Origin of the sequence: Kitasatospora misakiensis (assembly GCF_042656005.1) — a bacterium.
Classification (GTDB): Bacteria; Actinomycetota; Actinomycetes; order Streptomycetales; family Streptomycetaceae; genus Kitasatospora; species Kitasatospora misakiensis.
The window spans coordinates 23,267-36,787 of the sequence record NZ_JBHSOF010000068.1 but is presented as its reverse complement, the minus strand read 5'-3'; the positions used below and the strand labels follow the sequence as shown (position 1 = coordinate 36,787).

The 13,521-nt window shown below is 75.0% G+C and carries 10 protein-coding genes and 1 pseudogene; 6 read left to right on the top strand and 5 right to left on the bottom strand.

Annotated elements, in window-relative coordinates; all coding sequences use genetic code 11:
• The first annotated feature begins 324 nt into the window (after window positions 1–324).
• Both ACFP3U_RS33220 and ACFP3U_RS33215 read left to right on the top strand, forming a co-directional pair.
• On the top strand, window positions 325–3,168 hold the full coding sequence (locus ACFP3U_RS33220) for an SdrD B-like domain-containing protein (protein WP_380229480.1): 2,844 nt from the start codon (window positions 325–327) through the stop codon (window positions 3,166–3,168).
• Between the two features lie 187 nt (window positions 3,169–3,355).
• On the top strand, window positions 3,356–4,189 hold the full coding sequence (locus ACFP3U_RS33215) for a hypothetical protein (RefSeq protein ID WP_380229479.1): 834 nt from the start codon (window positions 3,356–3,358) through the stop codon (window positions 4,187–4,189).
• A gap of 22 nt (window positions 4,190–4,211) precedes the next feature.
• Here the strand turns inward: ACFP3U_RS33215 and ACFP3U_RS33210 are convergent, their stop codons facing one another.
• Complete coding sequence (locus ACFP3U_RS33210) at window positions 4,212–5,546, bottom strand: right-handed parallel beta-helix repeat-containing protein (RefSeq protein ID WP_380229478.1); 1,335 nt, start codon at window positions 5,544–5,546, stop codon at window positions 4,212–4,214.
• 31 nt (window positions 5,547–5,577) lie between these two features.
• Here ACFP3U_RS33210 and ACFP3U_RS33205 point away from each other — a divergent pair, with 31 nt between their 5' ends.
• A complete protein-coding gene (locus ACFP3U_RS33205) occupies window positions 5,578–6,816 on the top strand; it encodes a Dyp-type peroxidase (protein ID WP_380229477.1) in 1,239 nt (412 codons plus the stop codon).
• A 107-nt stretch (window positions 6,817–6,923) separates the two neighbouring features.
• Window positions 6,924–9,263 (top strand): tetratricopeptide repeat protein, encoded by a 2,340-nt coding sequence (locus ACFP3U_RS33200; protein WP_380229476.1) that lies wholly within the window; start codon window positions 6,924–6,926, stop codon window positions 9,261–9,263.
• Window positions 9,264–9,266: 3 nt separating this feature from the next.
• Here ACFP3U_RS33200 and ACFP3U_RS33195 read toward each other — a convergent pair whose 3' ends face one another.
• The 3 genes and pseudogenes from ACFP3U_RS33195 to wrbA all read right to left on the bottom strand — a co-directional run.
• Window positions 9,267–9,734: a molybdopterin-binding protein gene (locus tag ACFP3U_RS33195; protein WP_380229475.1), complete on the bottom strand. Its 468-nt coding sequence runs from the start codon at window positions 9,732–9,734 to the stop codon at window positions 9,267–9,269.
• A 147-nt stretch (window positions 9,735–9,881) separates the two neighbouring features.
• Entirely contained in the window at window positions 9,882–10,256 is a 375-nt protein-coding gene (locus ACFP3U_RS33190) for an antibiotic biosynthesis monooxygenase family protein (RefSeq protein ID WP_380229474.1), read from the bottom strand.
• Between the two features lie 457 nt (window positions 10,257–10,713).
• Window positions 10,714–11,310 (bottom strand): annotated as a pseudogene (gene wrbA, locus ACFP3U_RS33185) (NAD(P)H:quinone oxidoreductase); the annotation flags it as partial.
• A gap of 187 nt (window positions 11,311–11,497) precedes the next feature.
• Between wrbA and ACFP3U_RS33180 the strand changes: the two are divergent.
• Window positions 11,498–12,226, top strand: coding sequence for a phosphoribosyltransferase (locus tag ACFP3U_RS33180; RefSeq protein WP_380229473.1), 729 nt, complete (start codon window positions 11,498–11,500; stop codon window positions 12,224–12,226).
• A 39-nt stretch (window positions 12,227–12,265) separates the two neighbouring features.
• Here ACFP3U_RS33180 and ACFP3U_RS33175 read toward each other — a convergent pair whose 3' ends face one another.
• Window positions 12,266–12,580: a hypothetical protein gene (locus tag ACFP3U_RS33175; RefSeq protein WP_380229472.1), complete on the bottom strand. Its 315-nt coding sequence runs from the start codon at window positions 12,578–12,580 to the stop codon at window positions 12,266–12,268.
• 162 nt (window positions 12,581–12,742) lie between these two features.
• On the opposite strand from ACFP3U_RS33175, the gene ACFP3U_RS33170 reads away from it, so the two are divergent.
• Complete coding sequence (locus ACFP3U_RS33170) at window positions 12,743–13,474, top strand: TSUP family transporter (RefSeq protein WP_380229471.1); 732 nt, start codon at window positions 12,743–12,745, stop codon at window positions 13,472–13,474.
• The last annotated feature ends 47 nt before the right edge of the window (window positions 13,475–13,521 follow it).

Here is a 13,521-nt window from a genome sequence, read left to right as displayed (position 1 = left end):
AACGCCGCCCCGCCCGCCCTCCGGGCGGACGACGGGGGTTTGAAGACGGGCCCTAACAGGCCCGTCTGCGGGTGCATGACAGGGGGAGTGCGGACCCCGCCGCGCGTGCGCCGTCGTGCGCCTGAGAGCATCTGCGCCAAGGGAGTTGACGACACATCAGGCACCTCGGCATCGGGAACGCCTGATTGATCATCAAAGTTCCTGGTTTTCCTGCGAACTTCTGTGAAGCCCCTTTAAGCTCCCCTTAACAATGGCGGCCTCTCCGCCACACACGACTCCCTCACGAGGTCGGGGCGGCGGGCCCAACTGCACGAGAGAGCAGGGATGACAACGACACCTGAGCAACAGACGGGCGCCGTGCGCGGCCCGGAGCGGCGACGACCGGGGGCGCTCGGCCGTCGGACCGTCGGCGGCGCGGTGGCGCTCGCCGTCGGGATCGGCGCGGGCTCGCTGGTGGCCGCCCCGGCGGCCTTCCCGCAGGCGGGCGACGGCACGGTGACGGTCCGCGTGGTGCGGGCGGTGGACACGAGCGGAGTGTGGACGCCCGCGCTGGAGCCGGGCCTGGCCGGCGTCAAGGTGACCCTCACGGACGCCGCCGGCGCCGGCATCGAGGGCACCACGGCGGCGGACGGCACGGTGACGCTGGCACCGGCCGCGTCCAAGTTGTCCGGCGGCAAGTACCGCGTCCAGGTGGTGAATCCGAAGCCGGGCAAGCTCTACCCGGCCTTCGCCTCCCGCCAGGGCCTCACCGGCGCGCCCAACCAGCTGAGCAGCAACGAGGAGTTCGTCGACCTCTCCGGCGGCGCGAAGGTGGCGTACACCACCGGCCTGTGGAGCCCCGGCGACTACTGCCAGAAGAACGCTCCGCTGGTGACGTCCTGTCAGCCCACCACGCGCGAGGGCGGGGCGCAGCGGACGCTGCTGTCCTTCCCGTACAGCGCGCGCGGGCAGGAGGGCGTGGACGTCAACGCCACCGACCTCGCCACCAACGCCGAGACCGGCACCCTGTACGGCATCGCCTGGAACCGGGCGGACCGGCGGCTGTTCTCCTCCGCCGTCGCCAAGCGCACCACGGACTACGGCCCCGGCGGCGCCGGCGCGATCTACGTGACCGACCCGGTCGCGAAGCGCACGACGCTCTTCACCAGCGTCCCCAACGCGGGCGCGACCGTCCACGGCGGCGGCACCGACGACGCGTTCCTCGACGCGCCGGGCAAGGAGAGCCTCGGCGGCATCAAGATCACCGACGACGGCAAGGACCTCTTCGTCGTCAACCTCAACGACCGCAAGCTCTACCGCTACGACGCCACCGGCCCGACGGCCGCCGCGCCGAAGGCCGCCTACCCGATCCCCGACCCGGGCTGCCCGGCGGCCGGGGACTGGCGGCCGTTCGGCCTGGGCCTGCAGGACGGCACCGGCTACCTCGGCGGCGTCTGCTCGGGCCAGTCGACGGGCAGGCTCGCCGACGTGCGCGCCGTCGTGCTGCCGTTCGACCTCGCCACCGGCGCGTTCGCGGCGGCGGTGCTGGACCAGCCGCTCGACTACCCGCGCCAGTCCACGGTCGGCGGCGGGCCCTGCGACGGGGCGGGCTGGTTCCCGTGGACCGACACCTACCCGACCTCGCAGAACGGCAACCCGTGCGGTGTCTCCACCATCGCCAACCCCGAGCCGGAGTTGGGCGAGATCGCCTTCGAGACCGACGGCTCGATGCTGCTGTCCTTCCGTGACCGCTTCGCGGACCGCGCACCGGCCGGTCCCACGCCGGGCTCCGTCTCCGTCGTCATGTCGGGCGGCGACCTGAACAAGGCCTGCCCGGTCAACGGCGCGTACGTGATGGACACCAACAACGGCTGCGGGATGTCCCCCCGGGGCACCCGCTTCTTCGACACCAGCTGGGGCGGCCACCGCAACACGGCCTTCGCCGGCATGGCCTTCTCCAAGGTCGAGAACACCATCGCGACCTCCGCCTTCGACCCCAACCACACCGCCCTCGGCTACGGCACGTCATTCCTCCAGCGGAACGGCGAGCAGGACCCGAAGTTCGGCCTGCGGCTCAACCCGGCGGGCACCGCGGCCCCGTTCGGCAAGGGCGCCTCGATGGGCGACCTGGAGGTGCTCTGCGACCAGGCCCCGCTCCAGATCGGCAACCGGGTCTGGTACGACCCCGAGCGCTCCGGCCTCCAACTGCCCGGCCAGCGACCGGTACCGGCCGCCACCGTCAACCTGTACGACGAGTCGGGGAAGCTCGTCGGCACCACGAAGACCACCGCGCGCGGTGAGTACTACTTCGACGACTCCAACGTCACCGGCGGTCTCAAGCCCCGCACCAAGTACACGATCCGGCTCGACAACCCGGCCGACTACGCCAAGGGCGGCCCGCTGTACCAGTGGGTCCCCACGGACGCGGACGTCGGCGACAACCGCTTCATCGACTCCAAGGGCGTCGTCCCGGCGGGCGGGCAGTACGTCGAACGGGCGCTGACCACCGGCGGACCGGGCGAGAACGACCACACCTACGACTTCGGGTTCCGACAGCAGGAGGGCGCGCTGCGCCTGGTCAAGCACGACCAGGACGGCAAGCCGCTGGCGGGCGCGAAGTTCCGGCTGTGGAAGGAGTCCAACGGCACCGACGGGCTCCAGAGCACCGGCGACAAGCCCGACACGACGGTGGGCGAGCCGTGCACGACCGGCGCCGACGGCACCTGCCAGGGCACCGGTACGGTGGGGACGTACTACTGGCAGGAGCTGAGCCCGCCGGAGGGGTACGCCGCACCGGAGGTGACGGTGTTCGGGCCGCTGGCGCTGACCGCCGACAACCTCGCCACGGGGGTCTCGGTGACGGCCGTCAACAAGCTGATCCCGACGCCCACCCCGACGCCGACCCCGACGCCGACGGTCACCCCGACCCCGACGCCGACTCCCACGCCGACCCCGACCCCGACACCGACGCCCACGCCGACGCCGACCGGGGCGACGCCGACCTGGACGCATCCGCCGACCAAGCCGGGCCCGGCGGTGCCGCCGCCGGCCCCCGCCCCCGGTTCGCACCTGCCCAGCACCGGTGCGAGCGAGGGCATCCCGGTGATGCTGGCCGGTGCGGGAACGCTGACGCTGCTCGGCGCGGCGCTCCTCCTGCTGGCCCGCCGCCGCAGGGCGCGGCAGCAGTAGTAGCGGTGGCACGACCCGGGTGGCGGTCCTGAGGGACCGTCGCCGAGCGGGCGGGCCCCGGACCTCCGGGTCCGCGGACCCGCCCGCTCACGTACCCGCGCCGAAAGACCCAGACAGACCCAGACAGACCCACAGACCGACAGACAGACCGACCGGCCGATCCACGGACGAGAGCGAGGAACCCCGTATGGCCCGGACGAGCCCGGCCCGGAACCCGGTGGCCGCGAAGAAGGCGACCCGGACGGCGCCGGACACGACCCGCGGCCCGCGCCGCCGCACCGTCCGGCTCAGGATCCTGGCCGCCCTCGTGGCGTGCGCCGCCGCCGTGGGCGGAGTGGTGGCCTACCGGACCGCCGACGGGGACGGCGGCGAGCGCCCGGTGACCGTCGACGAGGCCTCCCGGCTGGCCCTGTCCCGCCTCAACCTGTTCCAGGCCAGCCCGGTCACCGTCGCCCTCACCGCCGCCGAGGGCGGGGACATCACCGTCCGGGTCGAGGGGGTCGTGGACTACCGCACCCGCCGGGGCGTGGGCCGCTACCAGGTCACCGGCGCGAGCGGCCCGCTCGACCACGGCCTGGTCGTCTGGGACGCCGGCGGCCTCGGGCTCGCCCCGGAGCCGGCGGGCGTCGCCGGCCCTGCCTGGGAACAGGCCGAGCGGGTGCCCCGGCAGGGCTGGTCGCCCCGCGCCTACACGGCCGACCCCCTGGACGCCGGGCTCCAACTCGTCGTCGAGCTCGGCGCGGACCGACCCGACAATCCGCTGCTGCTCGCCCAGTCCGGCGCCCGCCGGCTCGGCGGCGAACGCCTCGACGGCCGGGACTACGACCGGTTCGCCGGCCCGCGCGCCCAGGGTGCCGCGGCCGACGGCGGGCGCTCCCCGCTGACCTACTGGGTCGACGGCGACGGCACGCTGCGGCGGGTGACGATGCGGATGCCGGGGCTGGGCACCCCGACCGCGGTGGAGTTCTCCGGGCAGGACGGCAGCGCCAAGCTGCCCGAAGCCCCATGGTTGACCGGCTGACCGGCCAGCCACGGCCGGTCCCCTACCCCGCCGGCCGGGCCGGGAGCACGCCGGCGTCCGTCGGCAGCGGGTACGCCGCCGGATCCACCGCCCCCGGCAGCCCCGTCGCCGGCCGGCCGGGGGTCGTCGGGTCGGGCAGCGACGGCTGCGCGGCCGGGGCCGCCACCTGGCTGAACGGCACACCGGGCGGCGCCTGGACCGGGGCCGTCCGCCCGAGCGGCAGCGGCCCGCGCCCCTGGCCGCCGCAGGGCGCCGCGGCCTCCAGGCCGTCCGGGCTCTGCGTGACGGGCCGGTTGCCGCTGAAGCAGTTGCCGGGGTCGACCGAGCCGAGCACGAGGTCGGCGCCGTTGCCGTCCACCTGGTTGCCCTCGACCCGGTTGCCGCTCGCGGGGTGGCCCGGCGGGTCGGTGACGATGACCCCGGCCGCCCGGTTGCCCCGGACGAGGTTGCGCTCCACCCGGTTCGCCGTGCCGCCGCCGATCCCGATCCCGAGGCCGAAGCCCCCGTCCGCCTGCTGCGGCGTGTCGGCGGCGTTGTTGTCCACGACGACGTTGCCCGCGATCACCGCGCCGTGCTGCGGGGCGAGCGCCTCCAGGTCGTTGGAGTTCACCGTGACGCCGACCCGGTTGCCGGCCACCCGGTTGCCCAGGATCGACAGGCCGTCCGAGGCGTTGGTCAGCTCGACGCCGACCGCGTTGCGTTCGACCGTGTTGCCGCGCACCAGGGTGTCGCAGGGCTTGCACTGGCCGACGTAGATGCCCGAGTCGGCGTGCCCGGAGGCGTAGGAGTCCTCGATCACCCCGCCGCGCGCGTCGAACGCGTAGATGCCGTACAGGCCGTTGTTGTACGCCGTCACCCTGGTCGCCCGGAAGCCCTGCACGGGCGGGAACCGCGCGGTGTCCAGGGGGTCGTACGCCGAGCCGCCCGCGCCGCGCTGCTGGAGCTTCTCGTCGGTGACGCCGGTGAACAGCACGCCGTTGGCCAGGTAGCCGTGCACGGTGAGGTTCTCCACCACCGATCCGGCGCCAGTGACGGTGATGCCGTTGGCCAGCTTGAGCCCGCCGTCGAGCACCACCGCCGAGCGGTCCGTCCCGCGCAGTACCAGGTTGCTCCGCGCGACGCGCACGCTCTCGCGGTAGGTGCCCGGGCCGATCAGCACCGTGTCGCCGTCGCGCGCGACGTCCACGGCCCGCTGCACGGTGGGGAAGTCCTCCGGCACCCGGACCACGCTCCCGGCCGGATGCTTGGCGTCACCGGAGCCGGAGCCCGTGGAGGAGCAACCGGTGGCGGTCCCGGCGGCCACGGTCGCCACCGCGACCGCGAAAACCAACTGACGAACAGGAAACGTGATTTGCATGCCACGTGTTCTATCGTCTCCAATAGGGCGCATGCCCACCGAACCGGAAAACGCGCCGCAGTCGAGTCCGCCCGCCGTGACGGCCGCGCCCGGTGTCGGAAGGCGCAGGGCGCTGCTGGCGGCCGGGGCGGTGCTCGCCGCCGGCGTCGGCGCGGCGGTCGGCGAACTGGCCCACGATGGACCGGTGTTCGGCGCCTCTGATGGCGGCCGCGCCCCGGTCGGAGCACCGCCGGCCGAGGCCGCGATACCCTTCCACGGCGAACGGCAGTCCGGACTGACGGCACCTCAATTCCCCACGACCAGGCTGCTCGCCTTCGACGTCCCGCCGGTCTCCACCACCGCCGACCGGACGGCGCTGCGCGACCTCCTGGCCGCGTGGACCCGCCTCCTGTCCGGCACGGCCGCCGGTTCGCCGCCCGACCCGCGGCTCCGGGGCGACGCCGGACCGCCCCGGTTCGCCGCCCTGGTCGGCCTCGGCCCGGCCCTCGCCGCCCGGCTCGAACTCGCCGTCCCCGCCGGGCTGACCGAGCCGCCGGCCTTCCCCGGCGACCGCCTCGACCCGGCGCGCGGCGGCGGCGACCTGCTGCTCCAACTGTCCGCCGACGACCAGTGGACGCCGTCCGTGCTCGCCGAACTCGCCACCACCGCCGCCCGGTCCGCCGGCGCCGCACTCCGCTGGTCGCAGTCCGGCTTCCTGCCCCGGACGGAGCCGGACGTCACGCCGCGCAACCTGTTCGGCTTCAAGGACGGCACCGCCAACCCGGACGAGGAGGCCGCCCGCCAGTGGGTCTGGGGCCCGCCGGGGCCGCACGAGCACGCCACCGTCCTGGTCTACCGGCGGATCCGGATGGACACCGCCGCCTTCGCCGCCCTCCCCGAGGAGCAGCAGAACGCCGCGATGGGCCGCCGCATCGGTGACGGCGCCCCGCTGACCGGCGCCGCCGAGCACGACGAGCCGGACCTCTACGCCAAGCACCCGGACGGCGCGTACGTCATCCCGGCCACCGCGCACGTCCGGCTCACCGGCCCCCGCCTCGACGGCGGCGCCCGGATGCTCCGCCGCGGTTACAGCTATGACGACGCCCCGGACGACCGCGGGCTGCTCTTCGTCGCCTTCATGCGGGACACGGCCCAGTTCACCCGGGTGCAGAGCCGCCTCGCCGACCGCGACGCCCTCAACCCCTTCCTGGCCCACACCGCCTCCGCCGTCGCGTACGTCCTCCCCGGCGCCCCGGAGGGCACCGTGCTGGGCGAGCACCTCTTCAGCTGACGCACCACCCCAAGGGCGCAGGGGATCTCGCCGTTCTCCGGTCGGCGGCCCGCCCGTACGCCAGGATGAAGGCCGACGAACAGGCGCGGCAGGGCTGGGGGTTGTGAGTGAGCGGGGAGCAGGATCGGGCGGAGGGCCCGGCGGCCCGGGTGGACAACCGGCTGACCGACAGCACCGTGCACGGCAACGTCGTCCAGGCCGGCCGCGCCGACATCACCCTGCGGATGCCCGATCCGGCCACGCCACCCGCCGCGGTGGCGGTGACCGTCGCACCGCCCCTGGGGCTGCGGGACGCCAACCGCCCCCTGCGCGGCCGCGAGGAGACCCTGGACCGGCTGGAAGCCGAACTGGCCGCCGCCCCCACCGCCGAGGGCCGACTGCTGGCCCTCTGCGGCATGGGCGGCTGCGGCAAGACCGCCGTCGCCCTGGAGATCGCCGCCCGCCGGAGCGCCGCCGGGTGTCGGGTCTGGTGGGTCGAGGCGCGCAACGGCCCCGCCCTGGAGGCGGCCCTGCGCGCCGTGGCCCGCCAGGCCGGGGCCGATCAGGAGGAGTTGGAGCGCGGCGACACCGCCGACCTCCTCTGGTCCCGCCTGGCCCGTCTGGACACCCCCTGGCTGCTGGTCGTCGACAACGCCGACGACCCCGCCCTGCTCGACGGACCGGGCACGCTGAGCGCCGGCACCGGCTGGATCCGCCCCGCCACCGGCCCCGGCGCCGTCCTCGTCACCACCCGCGACAGCACCCGGGCGACCTGGGGGCCGACCGCCCGGCTGCACCTCCTCCGGCCGCTGACCGGCGGGCGCCTCGACGCCGCCGCCCGGATCCTGCGCGACCACGCCCCGGCGACCGCCGGCACCGACGCCGAGGCCCACGCCCTGGCCGAACGCCTGGGCGGACTCCCGCTCGCCCTGCGCCTGGCCGGCACCTACCTCGACCAGGCGAACCGGACGCCGCCGCCGTTCCGGGCTCCGGCGACCCCGACCACCTACACCGACTACCGGCGGGCCTGGGAGGACGGCCTGGAGCGGCTGGACCCCGGCCACGCCCTGACCCGGACCTGGGCGATGTCCGTCACCCTGCTCGAACAGCGCGGCCTCGGCCACGCCCGGGCCCTGCTGGAACTGCTCGCCTCCTTCGCCGACGCCGACCTCCCGTACACCCACCTCCTCACCCCCGACCGGCTGGCCGAGGCCGGCCCGCTCGCCGCCCTCGACGGACCCGCCGTCTGGCAGCACCTCGCCGCCCTCGCCGCCCTCGGCCTCGTCGACCTGCCCGAGGCCGCCCCGGACACGCCGCCCGTGCTGCGCATGCACCCGCTCGTCCGCGACGCCTCCCGCACTCCCGGCACCGCGGCCACCGCGGCCCGGATCCTGATCGACGCGGCACTCGGGGAGGACACCGGGGAGCCGGAGGATCCGGAGTTCTGGACGGTGTGGCGGCTGCTCTCCCCACACCTCCTGGACGCCTTCGACCGGGCCGAGCCCGCCCGGCTCACCGAGCCCGCCCTCCTGGAGTTCACCCTGGCGGTCAACTTGACCGGTTGTCACCTTCTCGTCGAAGGCCTGCACGCCCGTGCCCGCACGGTCTTCGAGGCCGCGCTCGCCGCCGGCCGCGAGCGGGTGGGCGCCGCCCACCCCAGTACCCTCGTCACCCGGCACAACCTCGCGCTCGCCCTGCGCGGGCTGGGGGAGCTGGCGGCCGCCTGGGCCGAGTTCGAGGCGGTCCTCGCCGTGGAGCGCGAGCGCTTGGGGGACACCCACACCGGGACCCTCAACACGCGTCACGAGCTGGCCTGTGTGCTGCACGCCCAGGGGGAGTTCGCGGCGGCGAGGGCGGAGTTCGAGGCGATCCTGGAGGCCCGGAGCGGAGCGCTGGAGGACACCGACCCCGTGGTGCTCTCCACTCGGCACGAACTCGCCTGCGTCCTACGCGACCAGGGGGAGCTGACGCGGGCCCGGACGGAGTTCGCGGCCGTCCTGGAGGCGTGGCGCCGCCGCCTGGGCGAGAACCACCCCGCGGTCCTCACCACCCGTCATGAACTCGCACGGGTTCTGCACGCCCAGGGGGAGTGGGCGGCGGCCCGCGCCGAGTACCTGGCTGTACTGGAGGCGCGCGGACGCCAGTTCACGGACAGCCACCACCCCCACACCCTCATCACCCGGCACGAGCTCGCCCGACTGCTGCGCGACCAGGGGGAGCTGGCGCAGGCCAGGACGGAGTTCGAGGCGATCCTCGCGGTCGAGCGCGAGCGTTACGGGGACGACCACCCCGACACCTTGATCACCCGGCACAGCCTCGCGGCGGTGCTCCGCGACCAGGGCGAGCTGGCGCAGGCCCGCGCGGAGCTGGAGGCGGTCCTCGCCGCGCAGCAGGAGCGCTTGGGGGCGGACCACCCCGACACGGTGGCGACCCGCCGGAGCCTCGACGACGTCCTGCGCCGGATCTGAGGCTCAGCGGACCACCACCTCGATCCCGTGGACGGCGTTCCGCGCCCCGCTCGGCGGCTGGACGCGGCCCCGGGCGTCGGTGGCCCGGCAGCGGATCAGGTGCCGGCCCGGGGCGAGCGCGCATGGCAGGGTGAACCGCTGCCAGACGGGCTGCGGGCCGCGCGGTTCCAGCCGCGCCGGCCGCCAGCCGCCGTCGTCGACGGCGACCTCCACCGCGACGACCGCCGCGAAGCCCCAGGCCCGGCCGGTCACTTGGTACGGCCCGGCCGGGACGGAGGCGCCGTCCGGCGGGCCGAGCAGCCTGCTGTTGACGTCCACCTCCCGCACCGGCTGCGGGGCGCCGCCGCCGGGCGGGACGCGGGTGTACAGCCGGGTGGTGAAGAGGTGCTCGGGCCGGTGGTCGGCGAGCACCACGCGGGTCAGCCACTTGACCGAGTTGGTGCCGAACAGCCGGGGCACCACGGCGCGCACCGGCACCCCGCTCCCCCCCCCGGCTGGCACCTCCCCCCGGACGCCCTCACCCCGGCGGGCCGCACCACCTGGGCCACCGTCGCCGCCACCGGCGTCGACGCCCTCCACCGCCGCCGCCTCGCCGCCGCCTTCCGCTAGGGTCCGTCTTCAAGCCCCCGCCTGCGGGACCTCCGCTCGCGTGAACCCGGTGCTTCGCTCCACCTTCGCCACATGCAGCGTGTAGCTCTGGTACCACTCGGCCCGCCCGCGCTCCTGAGCCGCCCGGTGCTCGACATCGGTCCGCCACCGGGTGAGGGCGTCGGCGTCGCGGAAGTAGCTGACGGTGATGCCCAGCCCGCCAGGAGTCTGCGCGTGGTCCATCCCCAGGTACCCGGGGACGTCCTTCGCCAGGTCCTCCATGCGTGCGTTGGTCTCGCTGTAGCCGCTCTGCTCCTGGGTTCGCACCGTGGTGAAGACAGCCACGTAGTAGGGGGGTTCATGGGCCCCGACGGGCACGACAGGCACTTCCGGGTGATTGCTCACGAGGCCACCGTGAGGCGGAAGGCCGAGCCGCTGAAGACCGCGCGTCGCTCTGTCATGCGCCGAACGCTAAATGACCAGCACCGATACGTCTAATACTGCTTCAGGCATGGTCCGATATCTCCAGGCGTATGGAGCGCCCCGAACTCCCCTGCCGCGGCTGCACGTCTCCGTCGTGCTCGAGGCGCACTCTGGCGACGGTGAACTGCCGAGCGACACGTGAGCATTGCCCGCAGCCCGACGGAGAGCCCGCCGGGGAGCCGCACCGGCCTCGGGGCGAGTGCGGCTCCCCGGCGGGGTCTGGTCATGCCGGGGTCGTCCCCGGTCACCGGCCGGGGGAGGTGTGGGCGCGTAGGACGCTGCCCGCGCCGGAGCCGGCGGCCTTGCCGTTGGCGGCGCCGCCGGGGGCCGCGGCGGTGCTTCCGTCGGCGTCGGCTGCGGCGAGGGCGTGGATGCCCGCCCGGAGGCGGAGCGCGGTGCGGGCCAGGCGTTCGCCCTGGTAGTGCGCGGCGGCCAGGGTGGACGCGTCGGGGCCGTCCTCGGAGGTGCCGGTCGCGTAGGAGGTGCCGTACGGGTTGCCGCCGGCCGCGTACACGATCGGGTCGGTGTAGCCGGGCGGGACGATCAACGCGCCCCAGTGGTAGAAGACGTTGGACAGCGACAGGATCGTCGCCTCGGTGCCGCCGTGCCGGTTGAACGCGGCGGTGAAGACCGTCACCGGTTTGTCCGCGAGCCGGCCCTCCTCCCACAGCCCGCCGGCCTGGTCGATGAACTGCTTGAGCTGCGCGGCCGGTGCCCCGAACCGCGAGGGCGTGCCGAAGGCGAAGGCGTCGGCCCAGGCCAGGTCGTCCAGTGAGGCTTCCTCCATCGAGGCGGTGGCGTCGGCGTGCTGCCGCCACCGCGGATTGCGGTCGATCGCGCTGTCGGGCGCCGACTCGGCGACCCGCCGCAGCCGGACTTCGGCCCCGGTCGACGCCGCCCCCTCGGCGACCGCCTGTGCGAGCGCGTGCACGGTACCCGTGGCGCTGTAGTGGATGACTGCGACCTTCACGGTCATGTCCCTCTCCCCGCCTGTCGATCGGTAATCGCTTGTGCGGCTGATGTTATGTGCACAACAAGATCCTCGGGTCGGGTGCCGGGGTAGTGGGTCACATCGTGCGACCCGTCGGCCCTGACGGCCCGTGCCGGCGGCGCCGGGGCGTGTACGCGCGGGGGTGCGGGGGTAGGCGCACAGGTCAGAGGTGGTGACCGATCGGTCGGGGGGCGTCGGACCTGTCGGGCCGGGGGTCGGCGAGGAGGAGGACGTGGTCGCGCTGTTCACCGACCGCTGCGACGCCGGGCGCCGACTGGCCCGGCGGACGCGCAGCCACCTGGGCGCCCGCGCCAGTGCGGAACCCGTCGTGGTGGGGCTCGGCCCCGGCGGTGTCGCGGTCGCGCTGGAGGTCGCTCGGGAGCTGGGGGCTCCGCTGGACGTCCTCGTGGCGCGCCCGCTCACCGCCCCCGGCAACGGCACACCGATCGGCGCGCTCGCCGGCGAGGAGCCGCCGGTGCTGGACCTGCGGGTGATGCGCGGGCTCGGCATCGGTCCGGCGGACCTCGCCGCCGAGGTGGCCCGGCAGCGGGTGGAGCTGCACCGCCTGGAGAAGCTGTACCGCAACCGCCGGCCACCGCTCCCGCTCGACGGCCGGACGGCGGTGCTGGTCACCGACGGCGTGCTGCACGGGCCGCTCGCCCATGCCGCGGTGCACAGCCTGCGGGCCCGGGGCCCCGAGCGGCTGGTGCTGGCGACGCCGGTCTGCGACGCGCGGTCGGCGGTGGCACTCCGGCGGCACGTCGACGCCCTGCTCTGCCTGCACGAGGCGACGTACCTGCACGCGGTGGGCCCCTGGTACGCCGACTTCCGGGACGTCACCGACCGCGACGTGGCCGGCCTCCTGGGGCGGCAGCCCGCGGCGGACTCTCCGCGCGGCTGAGGTCGGGGCGCGGCGCCGGGTGTCGGGTCAGGTGCCGGCTCAGGTGCCGCCGGCCGGGAGGAGCAGGAGGTGTTCGGGATCGAAGGGCACCCAGGCGGGGGTCTCGCCCCGGCCCGTCGCCCGGACGCGGCACCAGGCCTGGGCGTCGGCCGACGGCCGCCACCAGGCGTTGATCCGGCCCACCGCCCAGCTGCCGTCCGCGCGGTTGATCTGGACCGGCTGGTAGACCGGCTCGACCTCGTGCTCGGGCGGCTGCCACCCGGGCCCGTGGGCCGGGCGGCGGGTCGTGCGGTTCTCCTGCTGCGAGTGCTCCGAACGGTGCGAGCGGTCTGAGTGCTCTGAACGGTCTGCCATGTCTCCCCCTGCTGACTGCTGGGTGGGTCGCCGAAGAGACTCTACAGACCTGTAGTAGTTCGTGGGAGTCCCCGGGCGAACCCGGTGCACGACGACGGTCGGCATACGGTGGGGTGGCTCCGCGCGGCGGAGTGCGGCGCGGACGCGGGTGAAGGGGGAGCCGTGGAGGTCGGCTGGGGTGCGGCCTTGCTGCTGGGACTGCTGGTGCTGCTGGGATCGTCCGTGCAGCGGCTGGCGGGCATCGGCTTCGCGCTCGTCTGCGGACCGGCGCTGGTCCTGCTGCTGGGCCCGGGCGACGGCGTGACGCTGTCCAACTGCGCCGCGGGCGTCATCAGCGCCATCGGACTCGCCGGCAGCTGGCGCCAGGTGCGACTGGCCCGGATGCTGCCGCTGATCGGCGCCGCCGCGTGCACCGTCCCGGTGGGGGCCTGGGTCGCGGGGCGGGTGCCGTCGCCGGCCCTGCTGATCGGCATCGGACTGCTGGTCAGCGCGGCGGCCCTGCTGGTGATCCGGGGGATCCGGGCCGCCTCGCTGCGCGGCACCCGGGGCGCCCTGGCGGCGGGTGCGGCGAGCGGGTTCATGAACTCCGCCGCCGGGGTCGGCGGCCCGGCGGTCTCCCTCTACGCGGTCAACACGGGGTGGACCACCCGGGAGTTCGTGCCCAACGCCCAGTTCTACGGGGTGGCCGTCAACGTCTTCTCGATCGCGGCCAAGGGGCTTCCGCATCTGGCCGCGCCGGCCTGGGCGACCACCGCGGCCGGGATCCTGGTCGGCGCCGGCGTCGGCCGGATGCTGTCGGAACGGGTGGCGGAGCGCCCCGCCCGGCTGGTGGTGCTGGCCCTGGCGCTGGCCGGCGGCCTGGTCACCCTCGGCAAGGGACTCTGGGAGCTCTGACCCGGGGCCTGTCCGGTGCCTGTCGGAGGCCTGCCGGGGGTGTGCCG

Bases quoted from the DNA above. Each gene is read 5' to 3' on its own strand.
- ACFP3U_RS33220 (WP_380229480.1), top strand. From the start codon at position 325: ATGACAACGACACCTGAGCAACAGACGGGCGCCGTGCGCGGCCCGGAG.
- ACFP3U_RS33215 (WP_380229479.1), top strand. From the start codon at position 3,356: ATGGCCCGGACGAGCCCGGCCCGGAACCCGGTGGCCGCGAAGAAGGCG.
- ACFP3U_RS33210 (WP_380229478.1), bottom strand. From the start codon at position 5,546: ATGCAAATCACGTTTCCTGTTCGTCAGTTGGTTTTCGCGGTCGCGGTG.
- ACFP3U_RS33205 (WP_380229477.1), top strand. From the start codon at position 5,578: ATGCCCACCGAACCGGAAAACGCGCCGCAGTCGAGTCCGCCCGCCGTG.
- ACFP3U_RS33175 (WP_380229472.1), bottom strand. From the start codon at position 12,580: ATGGCAGACCGTTCAGAGCACTCAGACCGCTCGCACCGTTCGGAGCAC.